Below are 16,257 nucleotides of genomic sequence, written 5' to 3' on the forward strand. Positions count from 1 at the left end.
TATCCTATGACTCACGAATTAAAAACACTTTTAGAAACTGCAATAAATTGGGAAACGGAGGGTTTAATTTCTGTCTTGGCCACGGTTGTAGACTTAGATGGTTCGTCTTATAGGCGACCAGGTGTAAGAATGTTATTGAATAACAAGGGACAGTGGATTGGTGCGGTTAGCGGAGGCTGTGTAGAAAAAGAAGTGTATCGGCAAGCAAAAAGTGTGTTTCAAACTGGAGCGGCTAAAATGATGACTTACGATGGAAGGTATCGTTTAGGTTGCGAAGGTGTGTTATATATTTTATTAGAGCCAGTTTCATTATCTGAAGCATTTAAATCGGCATTTTTTTATTGCATAAAAGAAAGAATCATATTTTCCATTTCTTCATATTATAAGAAACAAGAAGGTGTATGGGATGGTTTGGGGTCGGTTTTTAAATTCGAAGGAAAAACATTTTCTATTCAAGATACTAAAGAACAGGGTTTTGTGCAACGTCCTAAAGAAGGACTTGAATTTAAACAAATACTACAACCATGTTTCAAGTTGGTAATAATAGGAACAGAGCATGATGCGGTTAAACTATCTGAATACGCATCCCTCACAGGGTGGGAGGTTACTATAGTCTCTAAAGGGACAGAGGCAAAATCGGCTGAGTTTTTCCCAAAAGCAAAAGTATTTAAAGCCTTAGCTCCAGAACATATTCAAAGTCTATCTATAGATAATCAAACGGCTATTGTTCTAATGACTCATAATTTTGCCATGGATTTAAGGTATTTGGTTGCTCTTAACGGCGAAAAACCTAATTATATAGGACTGCTTGGGTCTACAAGACGCCGAGACGATTTGCTATCTCAGTTTATTGAATACTGTCCAGATGTGTCTGATGAATTTTTAGATATTATTTATGGTCCGGCAGGCGTAGATATTGGTTCGGAAACACCCGAAGAAATAGCTATTTCTATAGTGTCTGAAATTCTTGCGGTAACACGAGACAGGGAAACTTATTCATTACGGAAAAAGTCAGGTAAAATTCATGCCAGATTAAAGTAAATCATAATGAAAGTTAAAACAAAAACAGCTATTGTTGTTTTAGCGGCAGGTGAAGCTTCACGCATGGGAAAACCTAAACAATTGTTGCCTTGGGGAGAGACTACTTTACTCGAGCATACTATTAAAACCGCTTTAGAAGTTAATACAGATGAAATTTTGGTGGTTTTGGGTGCGCATTACAATGAAATTAAATCGCTGATTGATAAGTATCCAATACAAATAGTGTTTAATCCTGATTGGAAATCTGGATTGGGAACATCGATTTCTAAGGCTATTTATGAGATTCAAAATGGCCGGCAGGAAATACATGCCGTATTAATTATGTTGGCCGATCAGCCATTTATTTCTTCTAATGATTTGAATTTAATGATTAAACATTTCAGAAAAAGTGAAAATCAAATAATAGCAACAATCTATGAGGGAGGTGTGAAAGGTGTTCCCGTATTGTTTGACGCGACTTATTTTGATGACTTACTAGCTTTGAATGACGATTATGGAGCAAAAGAGATTATAAAACGTTATAAGGCCTTCGTGGATTTTTATAATAATAATTCTAATATAGCAGATTTAGATACTCCCGATGAGTATCAATCGGCATATCAAAATACATTTAATATTTAAGATGAGTTCTTCAGCACAAGATAAAGCCAAAACACCAGAAACATTTTCAGATTTTGAAGTCAAAGATGCGGCTAAAAACAGTGCGGGGTTTCCAGCACTGACGTCGGTTGTTTCTCAGGTATCAAAATACATGAATCCAGCTGATGCTTTTAAAATAGCATTAAAATTAAATCAGAAAGGAGGTTTTGATTGTCCGGGTTGTGCCTGGCCGGATCCGGATGACGAACGCTCGATTTTAGGTGAATATTGCGAGAATGGCATGAAAGCGATGGCAGAAGAAATGCAGAATAAGACCATTGGCGAAGCTTTTTTTTCCCGATATTCAATTGAAGATTTAGCAAATTGGAGTGACTTTGAAATAGGTAAATCAGGTCGGTTAGCAGAACCCATGTATTTAGCTAAAGGAGCAGCTCATTACACACCAGTTTCTTGGGAAAGGGCTTTTGAAATTGTGGCTTCACATCTCAATAGTCTGGATTCACCCGATGAAGCTGTATTTTATACATCGGGAAGAACTACTAATGAAGCCGCTTTTTTATATCAACTATTTGTTCGTGAGTTTGGTACAGCAAACTTACCAGACTGTTCAAATATGTGTCATGAAGCCAGTGGCAAAGCTTTATCGCAAACTTTAGGAATAGGTAAGGGGTCGGTAACCCTGGATGATTTATATAAAGCTGAGGTGGTAATTGTAGTTGGGCAGAATCCTGGCACCAATCATCCTAGAATGCTTTCTGCATTAGAAAAGTGTAAAAAGAATGGAGGAAAAATAGTAAGTATAAATCCATTGGCTGAAGCAGGATTAGTACGGTTTACCAATCCTCAAAATCCTTTAAAAATGATTACAGGAGGAACGAAGCTAACCGATATCCATGTGCCCATTACAATCAATGGAGATGTCGCTTTTTTCAAGGCTTTATTGCTTAAATTGTTAGAAAGAGAAGAGCTTCGTGGTGATGGTTTTGATAAAAATTTTATAAAGACTTATACACATGGAATTGAAGCATTTATAACCGATTTAAAACGATATGATTTTGAAGAATGCTTGCAGCGTTCCGGTGTTTCTATAGATGTTTTTAACGCAGTTTTTGATCTTATTCTTAAACATAACAAAATTATAGTGTGTTGGGCTATGGGGTTAACGCAGCATGAAAATGCTGTAGACAATATTCGTGAGTTGGTAAATTTATTGCTTTTAAAGGGAAGTATAGGTAAGGAGGGGGCAGGAACTTGTCCTGTGAGAGGACATTCCAATGTGCAAGGGGACAGAACCGTTGGTATATGGGAGTCTGCGCCTCAATCATTTTTGGATAAAATTGAAGCTAAATACGGATTCAAACCTACTACAAAACATGGTTATTCAGTTATTGAAGCGATACGAGCTATGTATAATAAGAAAGCCAAAGTATTTTTTGGTTTAGGAGGAAATTTTATTTCGGCAGTACCCGATACGAATTATTCAGCTCAAGCTTTAGCAAATTGCTACTTAACAGTACATGTAAGTACTAAGTTAAATCGTTCACACTTGGTTACAGGTAAAGAGGCGTTAATATTACCTTGTTTGGGAAGAGCAGAAAAAGACTATCAAAAAACAGGGGTTCAAGTACAAAGTGTTGAAAATTCAATGGGAATTGTTTCTTCTACAAGAGGCATTTTAGAGCCATGTTCCAATAAATTATTAAGTGAAGTAGCTGTAGTCTGTGGTATTGCACATAAGACATTAGGTAAATCTTCTAAAATTAATTGGTTGCAGTATCGAGAGGATTATAATTTGGTTCGAAATGACATAGAAGAAGTTGTAGATGGTTTTTCGCATTACAATAAACGATTAAAAGAACCGTCGGGTTTTTATTTGCCTAATGGGGCTCGTGAGCGGCAATTTAATACGGCGACCAGTAAGGCTCAATTTTCAATTAATCAATTACCAACTTGGGAGTTGAAGGATCAAGAGCTGATAATGATGACCATTAGAAGTCATGACCAGTTTAATACAACAATTTATGGCTTAAATGATAGATACCGGGGTGTATATAACGAAAGGCGTATTGTGTTTATGAATAAGGATGATATTAAATTAAGAGGGCTAAGAGCAAAACAAGTAATTAATTTAAAGTCTCATTATAAGGGTGTTATTCGCCAAGCAAATCACTTCAAGGTCGTTCCATATGACATTCCTAAAGGATGTTGTGCAACATATTTCCCAGAAACAAATGTGTTAGTTCCTTTAGATAGTTTTGCACATACCGCTAAAACTCCAGCATCAAAAAGTGTTATTGTTACTGTTCATGCTATTTAGGAATCTTCATTCTTTTATATTTTCCATCATTATATTTTAATTTATACGTATAAATACGTGTTTTATTTTATGAATTTATGAATTTTTCGTTTAATACTAAATTTTAGATTTTAAAATTAAGTATAATTACGTAGTTTTGATTATGTTTGTAATGTAAAATACGTAGTTATGAAAAAAATAATTGTTATTGGTAACGGGATGGTCGGGTACAAATTTTGTGAAAAATTTGTAGCTCAAGCACAAAGTAGAAATTATAAAATAACAGTTTTTGGAGAAGAACCAAGACCTGCTTACGACAGAGTTCATTTAAGTGAATATTTTGAAAATCAAGATGCTAAAGCTTTAGAAATGGCACCTAGGTCTTGGTATGAAGAGCATGGAATTGAATTAATTACAGGGGAACGCGTTGCTGACATCCATCGAACAGCTAAAACCATAACTACAGCTAAAGAACGTGAATTTCAATATGATTACTTAGTCTTAGCTACGGGTTCTTCACCTTTTGTGCCGCCTATAAAAGGTGTGGAGAAAAATGGTGTTTTTGTATATCGAACGATTGAAGATTTGGAAGGCATGCTTGATTATGCAGCCGACTTAAAAATTAAAAATCCAAATGCTAAAGCTGCTGTTTTGGGTGGTGGTTTACTTGGTTTGGAGGCAGGTAAGGCCGTGTTAGATATGGGGTTGGAGCCTCATATTGTTGAATTTGCTCCTAAATTAATGCCGAGACAATTGGATACAAGAAGTAGTCAAGTGTTAAAATTAAAGTTAGAATCTATTGGGTTAAATATTCATTTGAGTAAAGCAACAAATCAAATATTAGGTGATGAAGCTATTACAGGAATGGAGTTTGGCGAAGATGATGTTTTAGAGGTTGATATGCTTATTATTTCGGCAGGTATACGACCTAGAGATGAGTTAGGAAAAACCTGTGATTTAAAAATGGGAGTTCGTGGAGGTATTGTGGTTGATAATAAGATGCAAACTTCAGATCCTAATATTTTTGCCATTGGAGAAGTGGCTCTATATAATCAAATGATATATGGTTTAGTGGCTCCGGGTTATGACATGGCAGAAGTAGCTGTGCACCAAATAATAGGACAAACCGATAAAGTTATGCCTGCCGACATCGATATGTCAACTAAGTTAAAATTGATTGGTGTGGATGTGGCAAGTTTTGGAGAACCATTTATGCCTGCCAGCAAGGGGCATTCGATAATTTTCGAAAATAAAACACAGCATTTATATAAACGAATTAATGTGAGTTTAGACGGTAAATCACTGCTAGGCGGTATTCTAGTTGGTGATGCAGCCGATTATAATATGTTGCATCAAATTTACTTGAATGGTATGAAAATCCCTGAAGATCCGTCACAGTTAATTTTGCCAGCTAGCGAAGGAGGTTCGACTTTTGGCAGTGTTATGGATTTGCCTGATACGGCTCAGGTTTGTTCATGCGAAAGTGTTAGTAAAGGTGATATTTGTTGTTCTATTACTGAAAATGGAAGTAATAATTTAGGAGATGTAGTAACCGAAACAAAGGCCACAACTGGCTGTGGAGGTTGTAAGCCTATGGTGGTCGATTTAGTAAACGAAACTCTAAAATCTTTAGGTAAAGAAGTTAAAGAAGTTATTTGTGAGCACTTTAGTTTTAACCGTCAGGAATTATACGATTTAGTAAAAGTAAATCAGGTTAAAGATTATGATGAAGCTCTGAATTTATTTGGAGACGGTGATGGTTGTGAGGTGTGTAAGCCCGCTTTAGCTTCAATATTCGCGACCATTACAATGGAAACTCCTAACAAGCAATTTGCAATTCAGGATACTAATGATCGCTTTTTGGCTAATATTCAACGTAACGGAACCTATTCTGTGGTGCCGCGAGTAGCAGGTGGCGAAATTACACCAGATAAATTAATAGTACTCGGAGAAGTGGCTAAGAAATACGATTTATATACAAAAATAACAGGTGGTCAACGTATCGATTTGTTCGGTGCGCAAATTCATCAATTGCCTTTAATTTGGAAAGAATTAATAGATGCTGGGTTTGAAAGTGGCCATGCGTATGGAAAATCATTACGAACAGTAAAAAGTTGTGTGGGCTCTACTTGGTGTCGCTATGGTATGCATGAAAGCGTAACGTTCGCTATAGACATAGAAAATAGATACCGAGGGCTGCGGTCACCACATAAGCTTAAAGGAGGTGTGTCGGGATGTATTCGAGAATGTGCAGAAGCTCGTGGCAAGGACTTTGGTTTAATTGCTGTTGATGGCGGTTGGAACTTATATGTATGTGGAAATGGAGGAGCAACACCTAAGCACGCAATATTGTTTGCTGAACAATTGGATGATGAAACTGCTATTAAATATTTAGACCGTTTCCTGATGTTCTATATCAAAACAGCTGGTCCATTAGTACGTACCGCACCGTGGTTAGAAAAACTCGATGGAGGGATAGAGTATTTAAAGCAAGTTGTCATTGAAGATTCACTCGGTATTGCAGCGGATTTAGAAAAAGAAATGCAAGGTTTAATTAATAAGTACGAATGTGAGTGGAAACAAGCAATTGAGAATCCTAACATCGCAAAGCGCTTTAAACATTTCGTTAATTCTGATGATACAGATGATAATTTAGTATTTGTACCTATGCGCGAACAAAAAATGCCAAAAGCTTGGTAGAAATATATAAATAGAAAATAACGTAAGGTCATTAAATATAGAGGTTAAAAAAAATAATTATGCAAGACATACTCAATCAATATAGTTCGGTTACAGAAGCCGATGTAACAACATGGTTTAATGTAGGGTTGGTTAGCGATTTTCCAGAAAATAGTGGGGCGTGCATAAAGTATAAAACCAAACAGATAGCCGTTTATAATTTTGTTAGGAAAAAAAAATGGTATGCAGCACAAAATCTTTGTCCGCATAAAATGGAAATGGTCTTGTCGCTTGGAATGATAGGTGATAAGGATGGAGTTGCCAAAGTAGCATGCCCGATGCATAAAAAGAATTTTTCGCTTGAAGATGGTTCAAATTTAAATGGCGATGATTTAAAAATTGCCACCTATCCTGTTAAAATAAAAGACGGAAATGTGTATATTGGCTTTTCAGACTAATTTAACAAACCAATGAAACCAACACGATTTGAAACTGCAATAGCATTAATTGATAAAAAAAATTCTGAAGACCCTAATGTGTATCATAGTCATGGGTTAGATTTTCCTAAAGAATTGTTGTATTCTCAGCGTATGTCTCAAAAGTTATTGCAGTTTAAACCAAACGCATCAAGAGCATTGCAAATAGCAGCTAGAGCCCAACATATTTGCCGTTGGAAAATAGGTAGAGACGAATATCCTATGGACCGTGTGGGATATTTAAAGTGGCGCGAAACCTTAAAAAAAATGCATGCTGAAATAACATCCGAAATTTTAGAGGATGTTGGTTATGAATCTGAGTTTATCGATCGCGTGTCATTTTTAATAAATAAAAAACTCATTAAAAAGAATGAAGAAAGCCAAACCATTGAGGATGTCATTTGTTTAGTGTTTTTAGATTATTACTTTGAAGAGTTTGCAGCTAAGCACGACGATGAAAAAATAATTGATATACTTAAAAAAACATGGGTTAAAATGTCTGAAGAAGGCCATAAAGAAGCCTTGAAAATTAAATTTTCAGATAAGAGTTTAACTCTCGTAAAAAAAGCGATTTCTTAAACTAATTATTAACATGACAAAAAACGGTAACTCATTAGATCAGCGTACGTTTGATAAATTAAGCCGTTTGTATATCATTGCCTTAAGTACTATTGCGGTATCGGTAATTGTTAGTCAGATTTTAATTCGAAAACATCTTAATGCTCAGTTAAGTGATTCAACTGTAATCAATGTGGCGGGTAGACAACGCATGCTTAGCCAGAAACTTACCAAGGATATAATAGCCTTATCTACAGAGCAAAAAACCAATGAACGTATTTCGCTAAAGGATGATATTAAAGCAACGTTAAACCTTTGGGAAACATCACATCATGCTTTACAAAATGGAAACGATAGCTTAGGGTTACCTGGAAAAAATAGTACAGATATTAACGCAAAATTTGCCAAGCTTAATCCGGTTTTTAACACGATTAGTAAATCGGTAAAAACCATTATTGAGGCAGTTGAAAACGTCCCTCCATTACCAACCTCAGTTTTTGAAAATCATATTGAAAATGTTAGACAGAATGAAGGTGTTTTCTTAGCGATGATGGATAAAATTGTTAATCAGTATGACTTTGAAGCAAATCAAAAGGTAAGTTGGTTACGACGTTTAGAGACTTTATTAACAATTCTTACCTTAGTGATTTTATTAGCTGAATTCTTATTCATATTCTGGCCAACAGCCAAATCGGTGAGAGCTACTTTAGGAGAATTATTGCTTGCTGAACAGCGCGCTAAAAAAATGGCAATTGATGCCGACGAACTTAGTCTGGCAAAAGAGAAGTCCATGAAAGAGCTCAGAGCTTTAAATCACGCAATGGATGAAACGCTTTTGTTTGCCAGAATCACTCAAAATGGCAATGTGGTGCATATTGGTAAACGCTTTTCACGATTATTTAAATTTTCAGGATTTAATATGACGACTAGTTTTGCTGAAATTATTTCGATCCAGGAAAGCGAGCAAGTTGTTATGGAAAATATAATAACCAAAAGCAAAAAAACGGGATGGCAGGGAGAAGTTAAGGCTACAACGAAGGATTATAAGGATATTTGGTTAGAAATGGCGATTATTCCTTTTAGTTTTAGTGATGACCGTTCGGAGTTACTCATTATAGCTTCTGATATTACTTCGCGAAAAGCAGCGCAATTAGAGATTGAGCGCCTTACTAAAGAGAGTTTCGAGGAAAAAATGAATCAGCAAAAAATTATCTCCAGTAAGATTATTGAAAACCAGGAAAAAGAGCAAAATAGAATAGCTAAAGATGTGCATGATGGAATAGGACAAATGCTTACAGGATTAAAGTATAACTTAGAAAGTATAGATATTTCAGATATCGAAAAAACAGCATTTAAAATTGAACATCTTAAGGAGTTAACCGGTAATATAATAAAAGGTGTTCGTACAGCAACGTTCAATTTAACACCCCCCGAATTATCCGACCATGGTATCGTACCAGCCATAAATAAATTAACACATGAATTGTCAAAATTAACAGGTAAACAAATTGTTCTTTTTAATAAAACTGAGTTTAATCAGCGATTAGATTCACTGGTAGAAATTAATATATACCGAATTGTACAGGAGGCTATTAACAATGCCATAAAATATGCTAATTCTACACACATTTTGGTGTCGCTATCTCACAGTGAAAATATTTTAAGTGTTGTAATAGATGATAATGGCCAAGGTTTTAATCCGAAAAAGGTAAAGAAGGTAAAAGAAGGCGATGGCGGTATGGGAATGACTTTTATGAAAGAACGTATAAAATATATAGAAGGCCGCATATTTATTCATTCCGAGAAAGATAAAGGAACACGTGTAACCTTAAATATTCCAATAGATAAATAAGTATTTTCACGTAAATTTTATACTTTTGCTAAGTATGAAATGTTTAGATGAATTTTATTTTAGCTTTATTGAAAAAATATTTTAAACTAAATAATAGACTAAAAAAACGAGTGTTATGAGTGTAATAAATGTTGTTTTGGCCGATGACCATGTTTTAGTGAGAGATGGAATAAAGGCACTTTTAGAGGATCAAAAAGGTATTCAGGTTGTGGATGAAGCATCGAACGGCGTGGAGGCAATTGATGTTATAAAAGCGCAAAAACCACATTTATTAATAGTTGATATTCGTATGCCTGAAATGAACGGTATAGAGGTGGTTCAGAAAATAAAAAGCGAACAAATAGACGTTAAAACTTTGGTATTGTCTATGCATGATTCCGAAGAATACGTCGTTAAAGCTATTCAAGCCGGAGCAGATGGATATTTATTAAAAGGAGCGAGCAAGGAAGAGTTTTTAAAAGCTTTGACGAGTATTGCTGCTGGAGGAAAATATTTTACCGGAGATGTATCGGCTATCATAATGAATAATTTTGTTCAAGGTTCGAATGGTGTGACAATTAGTGATAGCTCTAAAATTAAGAAAAAGGTAAAAGATCCTTTTAATTTAACTAAACGTGAACGCCAGATATTAGAATTAGTCCTTCAATTAAAAAATAATAAAGATATTGCTGAAGAATTAGAAATAAGCAAACGAACTGCTGAAGTACATCGTTTTAACTTAATGAAAAAAATGGAAGTGAAAAACCTCATGGAGTTAAGTAATAAAGCTAAAGAATTTCAATTGGTTTAGACACAATTTTAAAAAGCGTATAGATTTGATTTTTATTTAGTGCTTTTATCTCATTTTTTTATCAAAATCTTAAATACCATTCTACTTTTTAATAAATCTACATTTTTCAACAAATACGTATTTTTGTTTTTAAAATTAAGTATTTATACTTAATTTTGTTAATATAACTTATGTTTTATAAATCAGTTTGTGCAGTCTTTAGTTAAGCCTGGCATATAGCAATAAACAATCGGGAGAAGTTAATTTTTTAATAGCTACTTGTTTGTTTTTATAAATTATGAATTTAATGGTTGGTTTTTTACTGTTTTATTAATAATTCTTGATTTAGAAACAACGTGTTATTGAAAAGGTTAAATTAGTTTAACTGCCTCTAATATAGTGGATGGAATTCATATAATTTCTGATGCACATAGGGGTAACCTTAAAAAGTTTTAATATCGAATTTCGATTAAAATGTAATGGTTTATGTTAAAAAATGAAGTAAAAACAACGTGTTCGTATTGCGGCGTAGGGTGCGGTATTATAGTTAAAAGAGATAACAATAATAAAATCCTTGTTGAAGGCGATAAAAATCACCCTGTAAATAAGGGGATGTTGTGTTCAAAAGGCATGAATTTACATTATGTTGCGAACGATGTATCCGATCGTATTTTATATCCAGAAATGCGCTGGAGTCGTTCACATCCTCGCGAACGCGTTAGTTGGGATGATGGTTTAGATCGTGCAGCTAGTGTTTTTAAATCTTTAATCAAAAAGCATGGTCCTGATAGTGTTGCATTTTATGTGTCGGGACAGAGTTTAACAGAAGAATATTATATAGCTAATAAATTAACTAAAGGGTTTTTAGGGACTAATAATATCGATACCAATTCGAGATTATGTATGAGTTCGGCTGTAGTTGGTTATAAAAAAACTTTTGGAGAGGACAGTGTTCCTATTTCATATGCCGATATTGAATTGGCTGATTGTTTCTTAATTACTGGGGCTAATCCTGCCTGGTGTCATCCTATATTATTTAGACGCCTTGAGAAACATAAAGAAGAAAATCCCGATGTAAAAATTATTGTTGTTGATCCTAGAAAAACGGATACCGCAAATTTTGCAGATATTCATTTGCAGCTAATTCCTGGTACCGATATTATTTTATACAATGCTATCGCAAGAAGTATATTTGAAAGGGGGCTTATTAACGAGGAATTTATAAATAATTATACAGAAGGTTTCGAAAAATACAAAGAACAGTTAGGAGAAACATCAGTTAAGGAAGCTGCGAAGTTATGCGGAGTATCTGAAAAGGATATTAGAAAAGTTGCCGATGTTATAGGACTTTCAAAAGGTTTTATAAGTATGTGGGCGATGGGGTTAAATCAAAGCGTGGTTGGAACGGATAAAAATTTTGCATTACTTAATTTATCCTTAATTACAGGACAGGTTGGAAAACCAGGCTCAGGTCCTTTCTCATTAACGGGGCAACCCAACGCTATGGGAGGACGAGAAGTAGGTGGTATGGCAAATTTACTGGCTGTTCATAAAGATTTAATGAATGAAGAGCATCGTCGTGAAGTGGCTCATTTTTGGGGTGTTGAACGTATAAATCCTAAACCAGGTCTAACGGCAACACAAATGTTTGAAGCTTTGGAATCCGGAAAATTAAAGGCGATTTGGATTGCTTGTACAAATCCTTTGGTAAGTTTACCTAATTCGCACCGTATAGAAAAAGCTTTAAAGAATGCGAAGTTTGTTGTCGTACAGGATATATCTTATAAATCGGATACAGTCGAATACGCCGACTTAGTACTCCCTGCAGCTGCTTGGTTAGAGAAGGAAGGAACGATGACCAATTCCGAGCGTCGCATTTCGTATTTACCAAAAGAAATTAATGCTCCCGGAGAAGCTAGACCAGACGTAGAAATATTTTGTGATTTTGCCAAAAGAATGGGCTTTAGGGGGTTCAATTACAATAGTGCAGAAGAAATATACGACGAATACGCATCTATGACAAAAGGAACCAATATAGATGTATCCTTTTTAAGTTATGACCGATTAAAGAATGAAGGCACTTTTCAGTGGCCTGTACCCGAGTATAGGCATACTGGAACGCCTAGACTTTTTCAAGATAAGCAGTTTTTTACACCATCAAAAAAGGCCATATTTAATGTGCCCGCAGGAATAAAAAACACATCTCTTCAACCCAACGAGACTTACCCATTAATTTTAACAACTGGTCGGGTTCGAGATCAATGGCATACTATGACAAAAACAGGAAAGGTATCCCGTTTAAAAACGCATTACCCAAAACCAGTTTTAGAAATTAATCCGGTAGATGCTTATTTATTTAAGATTAAAGATGGCGATATAACCGAAATCAAAAGTGAAAATGGAACGGTTCGTGTTCGTGCTCAGGTAACTGAAAATATAAGTAAAGGCGTGGTATTTCTGCCGATGCATTGGGGTAAAATATTGCAAACAGATTTAAATAGAGCCAATAATTTAACGAATACACATATAGATCCGCAGTCGAAAGAACCAGACTTCAAATTTACACGGGTTTCGGTTGCAAAATTTAAAAAGCCAGTAGAGAAAATAATTATAGCCGGTGCTGGTGCTGCTGCATTCAGGTTTATTCAAAATTATCGAGAAAATAATCAGGAAGATGAAATTCTGGTGTTTTCAAAAGAACCTAATCTATTCTATAATCGCGTATTATTGCCTGAATATGTTATCGAAGAGTTAAGTTGGGAGCAATTATTAAAAATTAAGAAAAATGAATTAAATAAATTAAACATTAAAGTTTATCCTGAAACTTTGATAGAAAAAATAGATACGAAGCAAAAGGTGGTAACCGATAGTCACGGAGAAACACACAGTTTTGATAAGTTAATACTTGCAACAGGAAGTCGTGCTTTTATACCCAAAGACGTTCAAATTAACTTACCAGGTAGATTTACCATGCGTAATAAAGGAGATGCCGATAATTTTAAAGCTTATTTAGATGCTACAGGTTTACCACCAGAAGAACAACATATTGTTATTGTTGGTGGGGGGTTACTTGGTTTAGAGCTTGCTGCGGCGATGAAACATAAAAATGTAAAAGTCACTATTATTCAACGAGCTTCACGATTAATGGAAAGACAACTGGATGCAATTTCAAGTAAACTATTGGCTTTAGATGTTCAGGAACGTGGGATCCAGATTTATTTTGACAATGAAGTGAGCACCGTTTTTGATGATGAGGATTCAAATGAATTAAATATAACCTTAAAGAGTGGAAAATTTATTGCTGCTCACGCCATTGTTTACGCCATTGGAACTATACCAAATGTTGAAATTGCTCGTGAAAACGGCATTGTTTGTGGGCGAGGTGTAAAAGTTAATCAGCATTTACAGTCGTCGCACCCAGATATCTTTGCTATTGGCGAAATTGCCGAGTTCAATAATCAGCTTTTCGGTATTACATCGGCTGCCGAGGAACAGGCTAATATTTTGTCCAATTATTTAGCGGGAGATGTGAGTTGTGCCTATAATGGCTCTGTGTTAATGAATATTCTCAAGTTTAATGACCTGAATTTGTGTAGTATTGGAGAAATAAAAGTGCCTGAAAACGACGATTCATATGAAGAAGTAATTTTTACCGATATATCTAAACGCTACTATAAAAAATGTATTGTTAAAGATGATTTATTGATAGGGGCGGTTTTAATGGGAGATAAAAATGAATTCGCAGAATTTAAAACCATGATTGAGAGTAAAATAGAAATGGCTGATAAGCGAGATAAATTGCTAAGAGGGGCTTCTAATGATGTACCTGTTATCGGTAAGTTGGTGTGTTCTTGTAGTCAGGTTGGAGAAGGAAATATCGAAGAGACCATTAAGTCAGGTTGTGTCGATTTCACCGAGTTATGTAATAAAACAGGCGCAGGTTTGGGGTGTGGAAGTTGCAAAACAGAAGTCAGGGAAATTTTAAGCAATAATAAAGTTTTAGCCTAGTATTAACCAAATGCATATGAAAGAGTCATATAGATTAAGAATAAACGGAGGTGTACTTTCACCTGGAGAGTTAAAATATATTTGTGAAGCAGCAGAAGGTCTGGGTTTGGATGCAATTTCATTTGGTTCACGACAGGATATTATTTTTCCTGAAGAAATTGATGAAAGTAAGTTTCATCAGTTTGATAAAATTAAGTTCATCAAACCAAAGCGAGATGGTATGGAAAACATTGTTTCTTCCTATGTTTCTGCCGATATATTACCGAATACTTCATGGCTTACCAGTGATCGTTATTTGTATGTTTTGGAGCAATTTAAGCATAAACTAAAACTTCGGGTCAATATTACCGATCCTAAACAGCGTTTAGTACCTTTATTTACGGGAAATATAAATTTTATAGCCTCCGAACACGAAGATTACTGGTATTTGTACATAAGACTCCGAGGCTGGAATAAAACGGAAATGTATCCGGCGCTTATTTATAGCTGGGATATGGATAAAATAGAATTAGCTATTGAGAATGTATTGATTGAAGAGCCAGAAAATGTAGAAACTCTTTTCGAATTGGTGAGCGATGCTGTCGATACCAACAACCGAACGGTAGACAAACCTCTTGAAGTGCCTTTTTATCCCTTTCCTTATTATGAAGGCATGAATCGCTTTGGAGACAAATACTGGTTAGGATTGTATTGGAGAAATAATCGTTACGACATTGCCTTTTTAAAAGCGATGTGTGATTTATGTTCAGAAAATAAGATAGGAAAAATATCTATAACACCTTGGAAATCTTTTATCGTGAAAGGTATTCCTGTGAAATTTAAATTGCAGTGGGAAAAGTTTTTAGGTAGCTATGGTATTAATGTAAGGCATTCTATGCTTGAGTTAAACTGGCATTTACCTGTTTTCGATTCGCATGCCTTAAACCTAAAAAAATATCTGGTAACTAATTTCGACCAAAACGATATAAGTACTTATGGACTTACATTTGGAATTGCAAATTACGAGAGCAAATCCTATCATTTTACATCTATAGTAATAGAAAAAAATAAGAGTCCAGAAAACTTAGGTGATTTTGTAATTCGAGATACTTATAACTTGTTGTACGCCAAAAATTTCGACCCGAATACCCGAGAATATATCATGCATGTTCAAGATGTAGATATGGTTGAACTGCCAGGATTACTTATGGAATTAAGTAAACTATATTTTGAACAACTAGGCATGGAACGTGCACAGAACGTAGTGGTGAATGAGAAAATTGAAACCCATAAGACGGAGGTTTATCAATGCAAAGAGTGTGCAACGATTTATGAAAATAAATATGGCGATGTAACTCAAAATGTTAGTCCGAACACACCATTTGAAAGTTTACCAGAAACATATGAGTGTTCATTATGCGAGTCACCTAAGAGCAGTTTCGAAAAAAAGATTTTAGTGTCTTAAATCTTATCTATAGATAATGGTATTTTCAACTATATCTACACGCTGTGTAGCGAAAACATTTGTGATTCATTTTCGAAAATAATATTTTTAAATAGCACTTTCTTAAAATTTTTCCATGAATAAGGCTCTGAAAATATTGTTTATTGACGATGACGTAATTGAAGCAATGAAATTTAATCGTGTGGTATCATCGTTAAAATTAAATCATGAAGTCATAGAGGCTAAAAATGGGGAAGAAGCATTGCAGATTCTTAATGATAAAGAAAACCTTCCAGATATTATATTATTAGATTTAAATATGCCTAAGCTTAACGGTATAGATTTTTTAAAAATTCTTAAAAGCGACGACATTTTAAATTACGTTCCTACCATAGTATTAACTACCTCTAATAATCCCAACGATTTAAAAGCTTGTTATAAAATAGGCGTTGCAGGTTATGTAAAAAAACCACTAAAATATGAAGATTACGTATTAAAAATTCAAAATTTAATTAGCTATTGGAGCATGAACGAATTAGTAGAGTTATAGGGAGC

Annotated in this window: 11 protein-coding genes; all 11 read left to right on the forward strand. The window is 34.8% G+C overall.

Annotated features, from left to right (window positions below; genetic code table 11):
- The first annotated feature begins 6 nt into the window (after positions 1–6).
- The 11 genes from ICJ83_RS11325 (at position 7) to ICJ83_RS11375 (ending at position 16,252) form a co-directional block, all read left to right on the forward strand.
- On the forward strand, positions 7–1,041 hold the full coding sequence (locus ICJ83_RS11325) for an XdhC family protein (protein WP_188230509.1): 1,035 nt from the start codon (positions 7–9) through the stop codon (positions 1,039–1,041).
- A gap of 6 nt (positions 1,042–1,047) precedes the next feature.
- A complete protein-coding gene (locus ICJ83_RS11330) occupies positions 1,048–1,662 on the forward strand; it encodes a nucleotidyltransferase family protein (RefSeq protein ID WP_188230510.1) in 615 nt (204 codons plus the stop codon).
- Between the two features lies 1 nt (position 1,663).
- Positions 1,664–3,958, forward strand: coding sequence for an FdhF/YdeP family oxidoreductase (locus ICJ83_RS11335; protein WP_188230511.1), 2,295 nt, complete (start codon positions 1,664–1,666; stop codon positions 3,956–3,958).
- A 168-nt stretch (positions 3,959–4,126) separates the two neighbouring features.
- Positions 4,127–6,637, forward strand: a complete 2,511-nt coding sequence (gene nirB, locus ICJ83_RS11340) for a nitrite reductase large subunit NirB (RefSeq protein WP_188230512.1) — start codon at positions 4,127–4,129, stop codon at positions 6,635–6,637.
- A 59-nt stretch (positions 6,638–6,696) separates the two neighbouring features.
- Positions 6,697–7,074, forward strand: a complete 378-nt coding sequence (nirD, locus tag ICJ83_RS11345; RefSeq protein WP_188230513.1) for a nitrite reductase small subunit NirD — start codon at positions 6,697–6,699, stop codon at positions 7,072–7,074.
- 12 nt (positions 7,075–7,086) lie between these two features.
- Entirely contained in the window at positions 7,087–7,671 is a 585-nt protein-coding gene (locus ICJ83_RS11350) for a DUF4202 domain-containing protein (RefSeq protein ID WP_188230514.1), read from the forward strand.
- 13 nt (positions 7,672–7,684) lie between these two features.
- Positions 7,685–9,502, forward strand: a complete 1,818-nt coding sequence (locus tag ICJ83_RS11355; RefSeq protein WP_188230515.1) for a sensor histidine kinase — start codon at positions 7,685–7,687, stop codon at positions 9,500–9,502.
- Positions 9,503–9,617: 115 nt separating this feature from the next.
- Positions 9,618–10,292 (forward strand): response regulator transcription factor, encoded by a 675-nt coding sequence (locus tag ICJ83_RS11360; RefSeq protein WP_188230516.1) that lies wholly within the window; start codon positions 9,618–9,620, stop codon positions 10,290–10,292.
- A gap of 465 nt (positions 10,293–10,757) precedes the next feature.
- Positions 10,758–14,279 carry a nitrate reductase gene (locus ICJ83_RS11365; RefSeq protein ID WP_188230517.1) on the forward strand — a complete coding sequence of 1,174 codons (3,522 nt, stop codon included), beginning with the start codon at positions 10,758–10,760 and terminating at the stop codon, positions 14,277–14,279.
- Positions 14,280–14,295: 16 nt separating this feature from the next.
- Positions 14,296–15,723, forward strand: a complete 1,428-nt coding sequence (locus ICJ83_RS11370) for a rubredoxin domain-containing protein (protein ID WP_188230518.1) — start codon at positions 14,296–14,298, stop codon at positions 15,721–15,723.
- A 115-nt stretch (positions 15,724–15,838) separates the two neighbouring features.
- Positions 15,839–16,252 carry a response regulator gene (locus tag ICJ83_RS11375; RefSeq protein WP_188230519.1) on the forward strand — a complete coding sequence of 138 codons (414 nt, stop codon included), beginning with the start codon at positions 15,839–15,841 and terminating at the stop codon, positions 16,250–16,252.
- The last annotated feature ends 5 nt before the right edge of the window (positions 16,253–16,257 follow it).

This window comes from Aestuariibaculum sediminum (assembly GCF_014596945.1).
Lineage (GTDB): Bacteria > Bacteroidota > Bacteroidia > Flavobacteriales > Flavobacteriaceae > Aestuariibaculum > Aestuariibaculum sediminum.

Excerpts from the sequence above, each read along its gene's own strand:
- ICJ83_RS11325 (WP_188230509.1), top strand. The coding sequence starts at position 7 with ATGACTCACGAATTAAAAACACTTTTAGAAACTGCAATAAATTGGGAA.
- ICJ83_RS11330 (WP_188230510.1), top strand. The coding sequence starts at position 1,048 with ATGAAAGTTAAAACAAAAACAGCTATTGTTGTTTTAGCGGCAGGTGAA.
- ICJ83_RS11335 (WP_188230511.1), top strand. The coding sequence starts at position 1,664 with ATGAGTTCTTCAGCACAAGATAAAGCCAAAACACCAGAAACATTTTCA.
- nirB (WP_188230512.1), top strand. The coding sequence starts at position 4,127 with ATGAAAAAAATAATTGTTATTGGTAACGGGATGGTCGGGTACAAATTT.
- nirD (WP_188230513.1), top strand. The coding sequence starts at position 6,697 with ATGCAAGACATACTCAATCAATATAGTTCGGTTACAGAAGCCGATGTA.
- ICJ83_RS11350 (WP_188230514.1), top strand. The coding sequence starts at position 7,087 with ATGAAACCAACACGATTTGAAACTGCAATAGCATTAATTGATAAAAAA.
- ICJ83_RS11355 (WP_188230515.1), top strand. The coding sequence starts at position 7,685 with ATGACAAAAAACGGTAACTCATTAGATCAGCGTACGTTTGATAAATTA.
- ICJ83_RS11360 (WP_188230516.1), top strand. The coding sequence starts at position 9,618 with ATGAGTGTAATAAATGTTGTTTTGGCCGATGACCATGTTTTAGTGAGA.
- ICJ83_RS11365 (WP_188230517.1), top strand. The coding sequence starts at position 10,758 with ATGTTAAAAAATGAAGTAAAAACAACGTGTTCGTATTGCGGCGTAGGG.
- ICJ83_RS11370 (WP_188230518.1), top strand. The coding sequence starts at position 14,296 with ATGAAAGAGTCATATAGATTAAGAATAAACGGAGGTGTACTTTCACCT.
- ICJ83_RS11375 (WP_188230519.1), top strand. The coding sequence starts at position 15,839 with ATGAATAAGGCTCTGAAAATATTGTTTATTGACGATGACGTAATTGAA.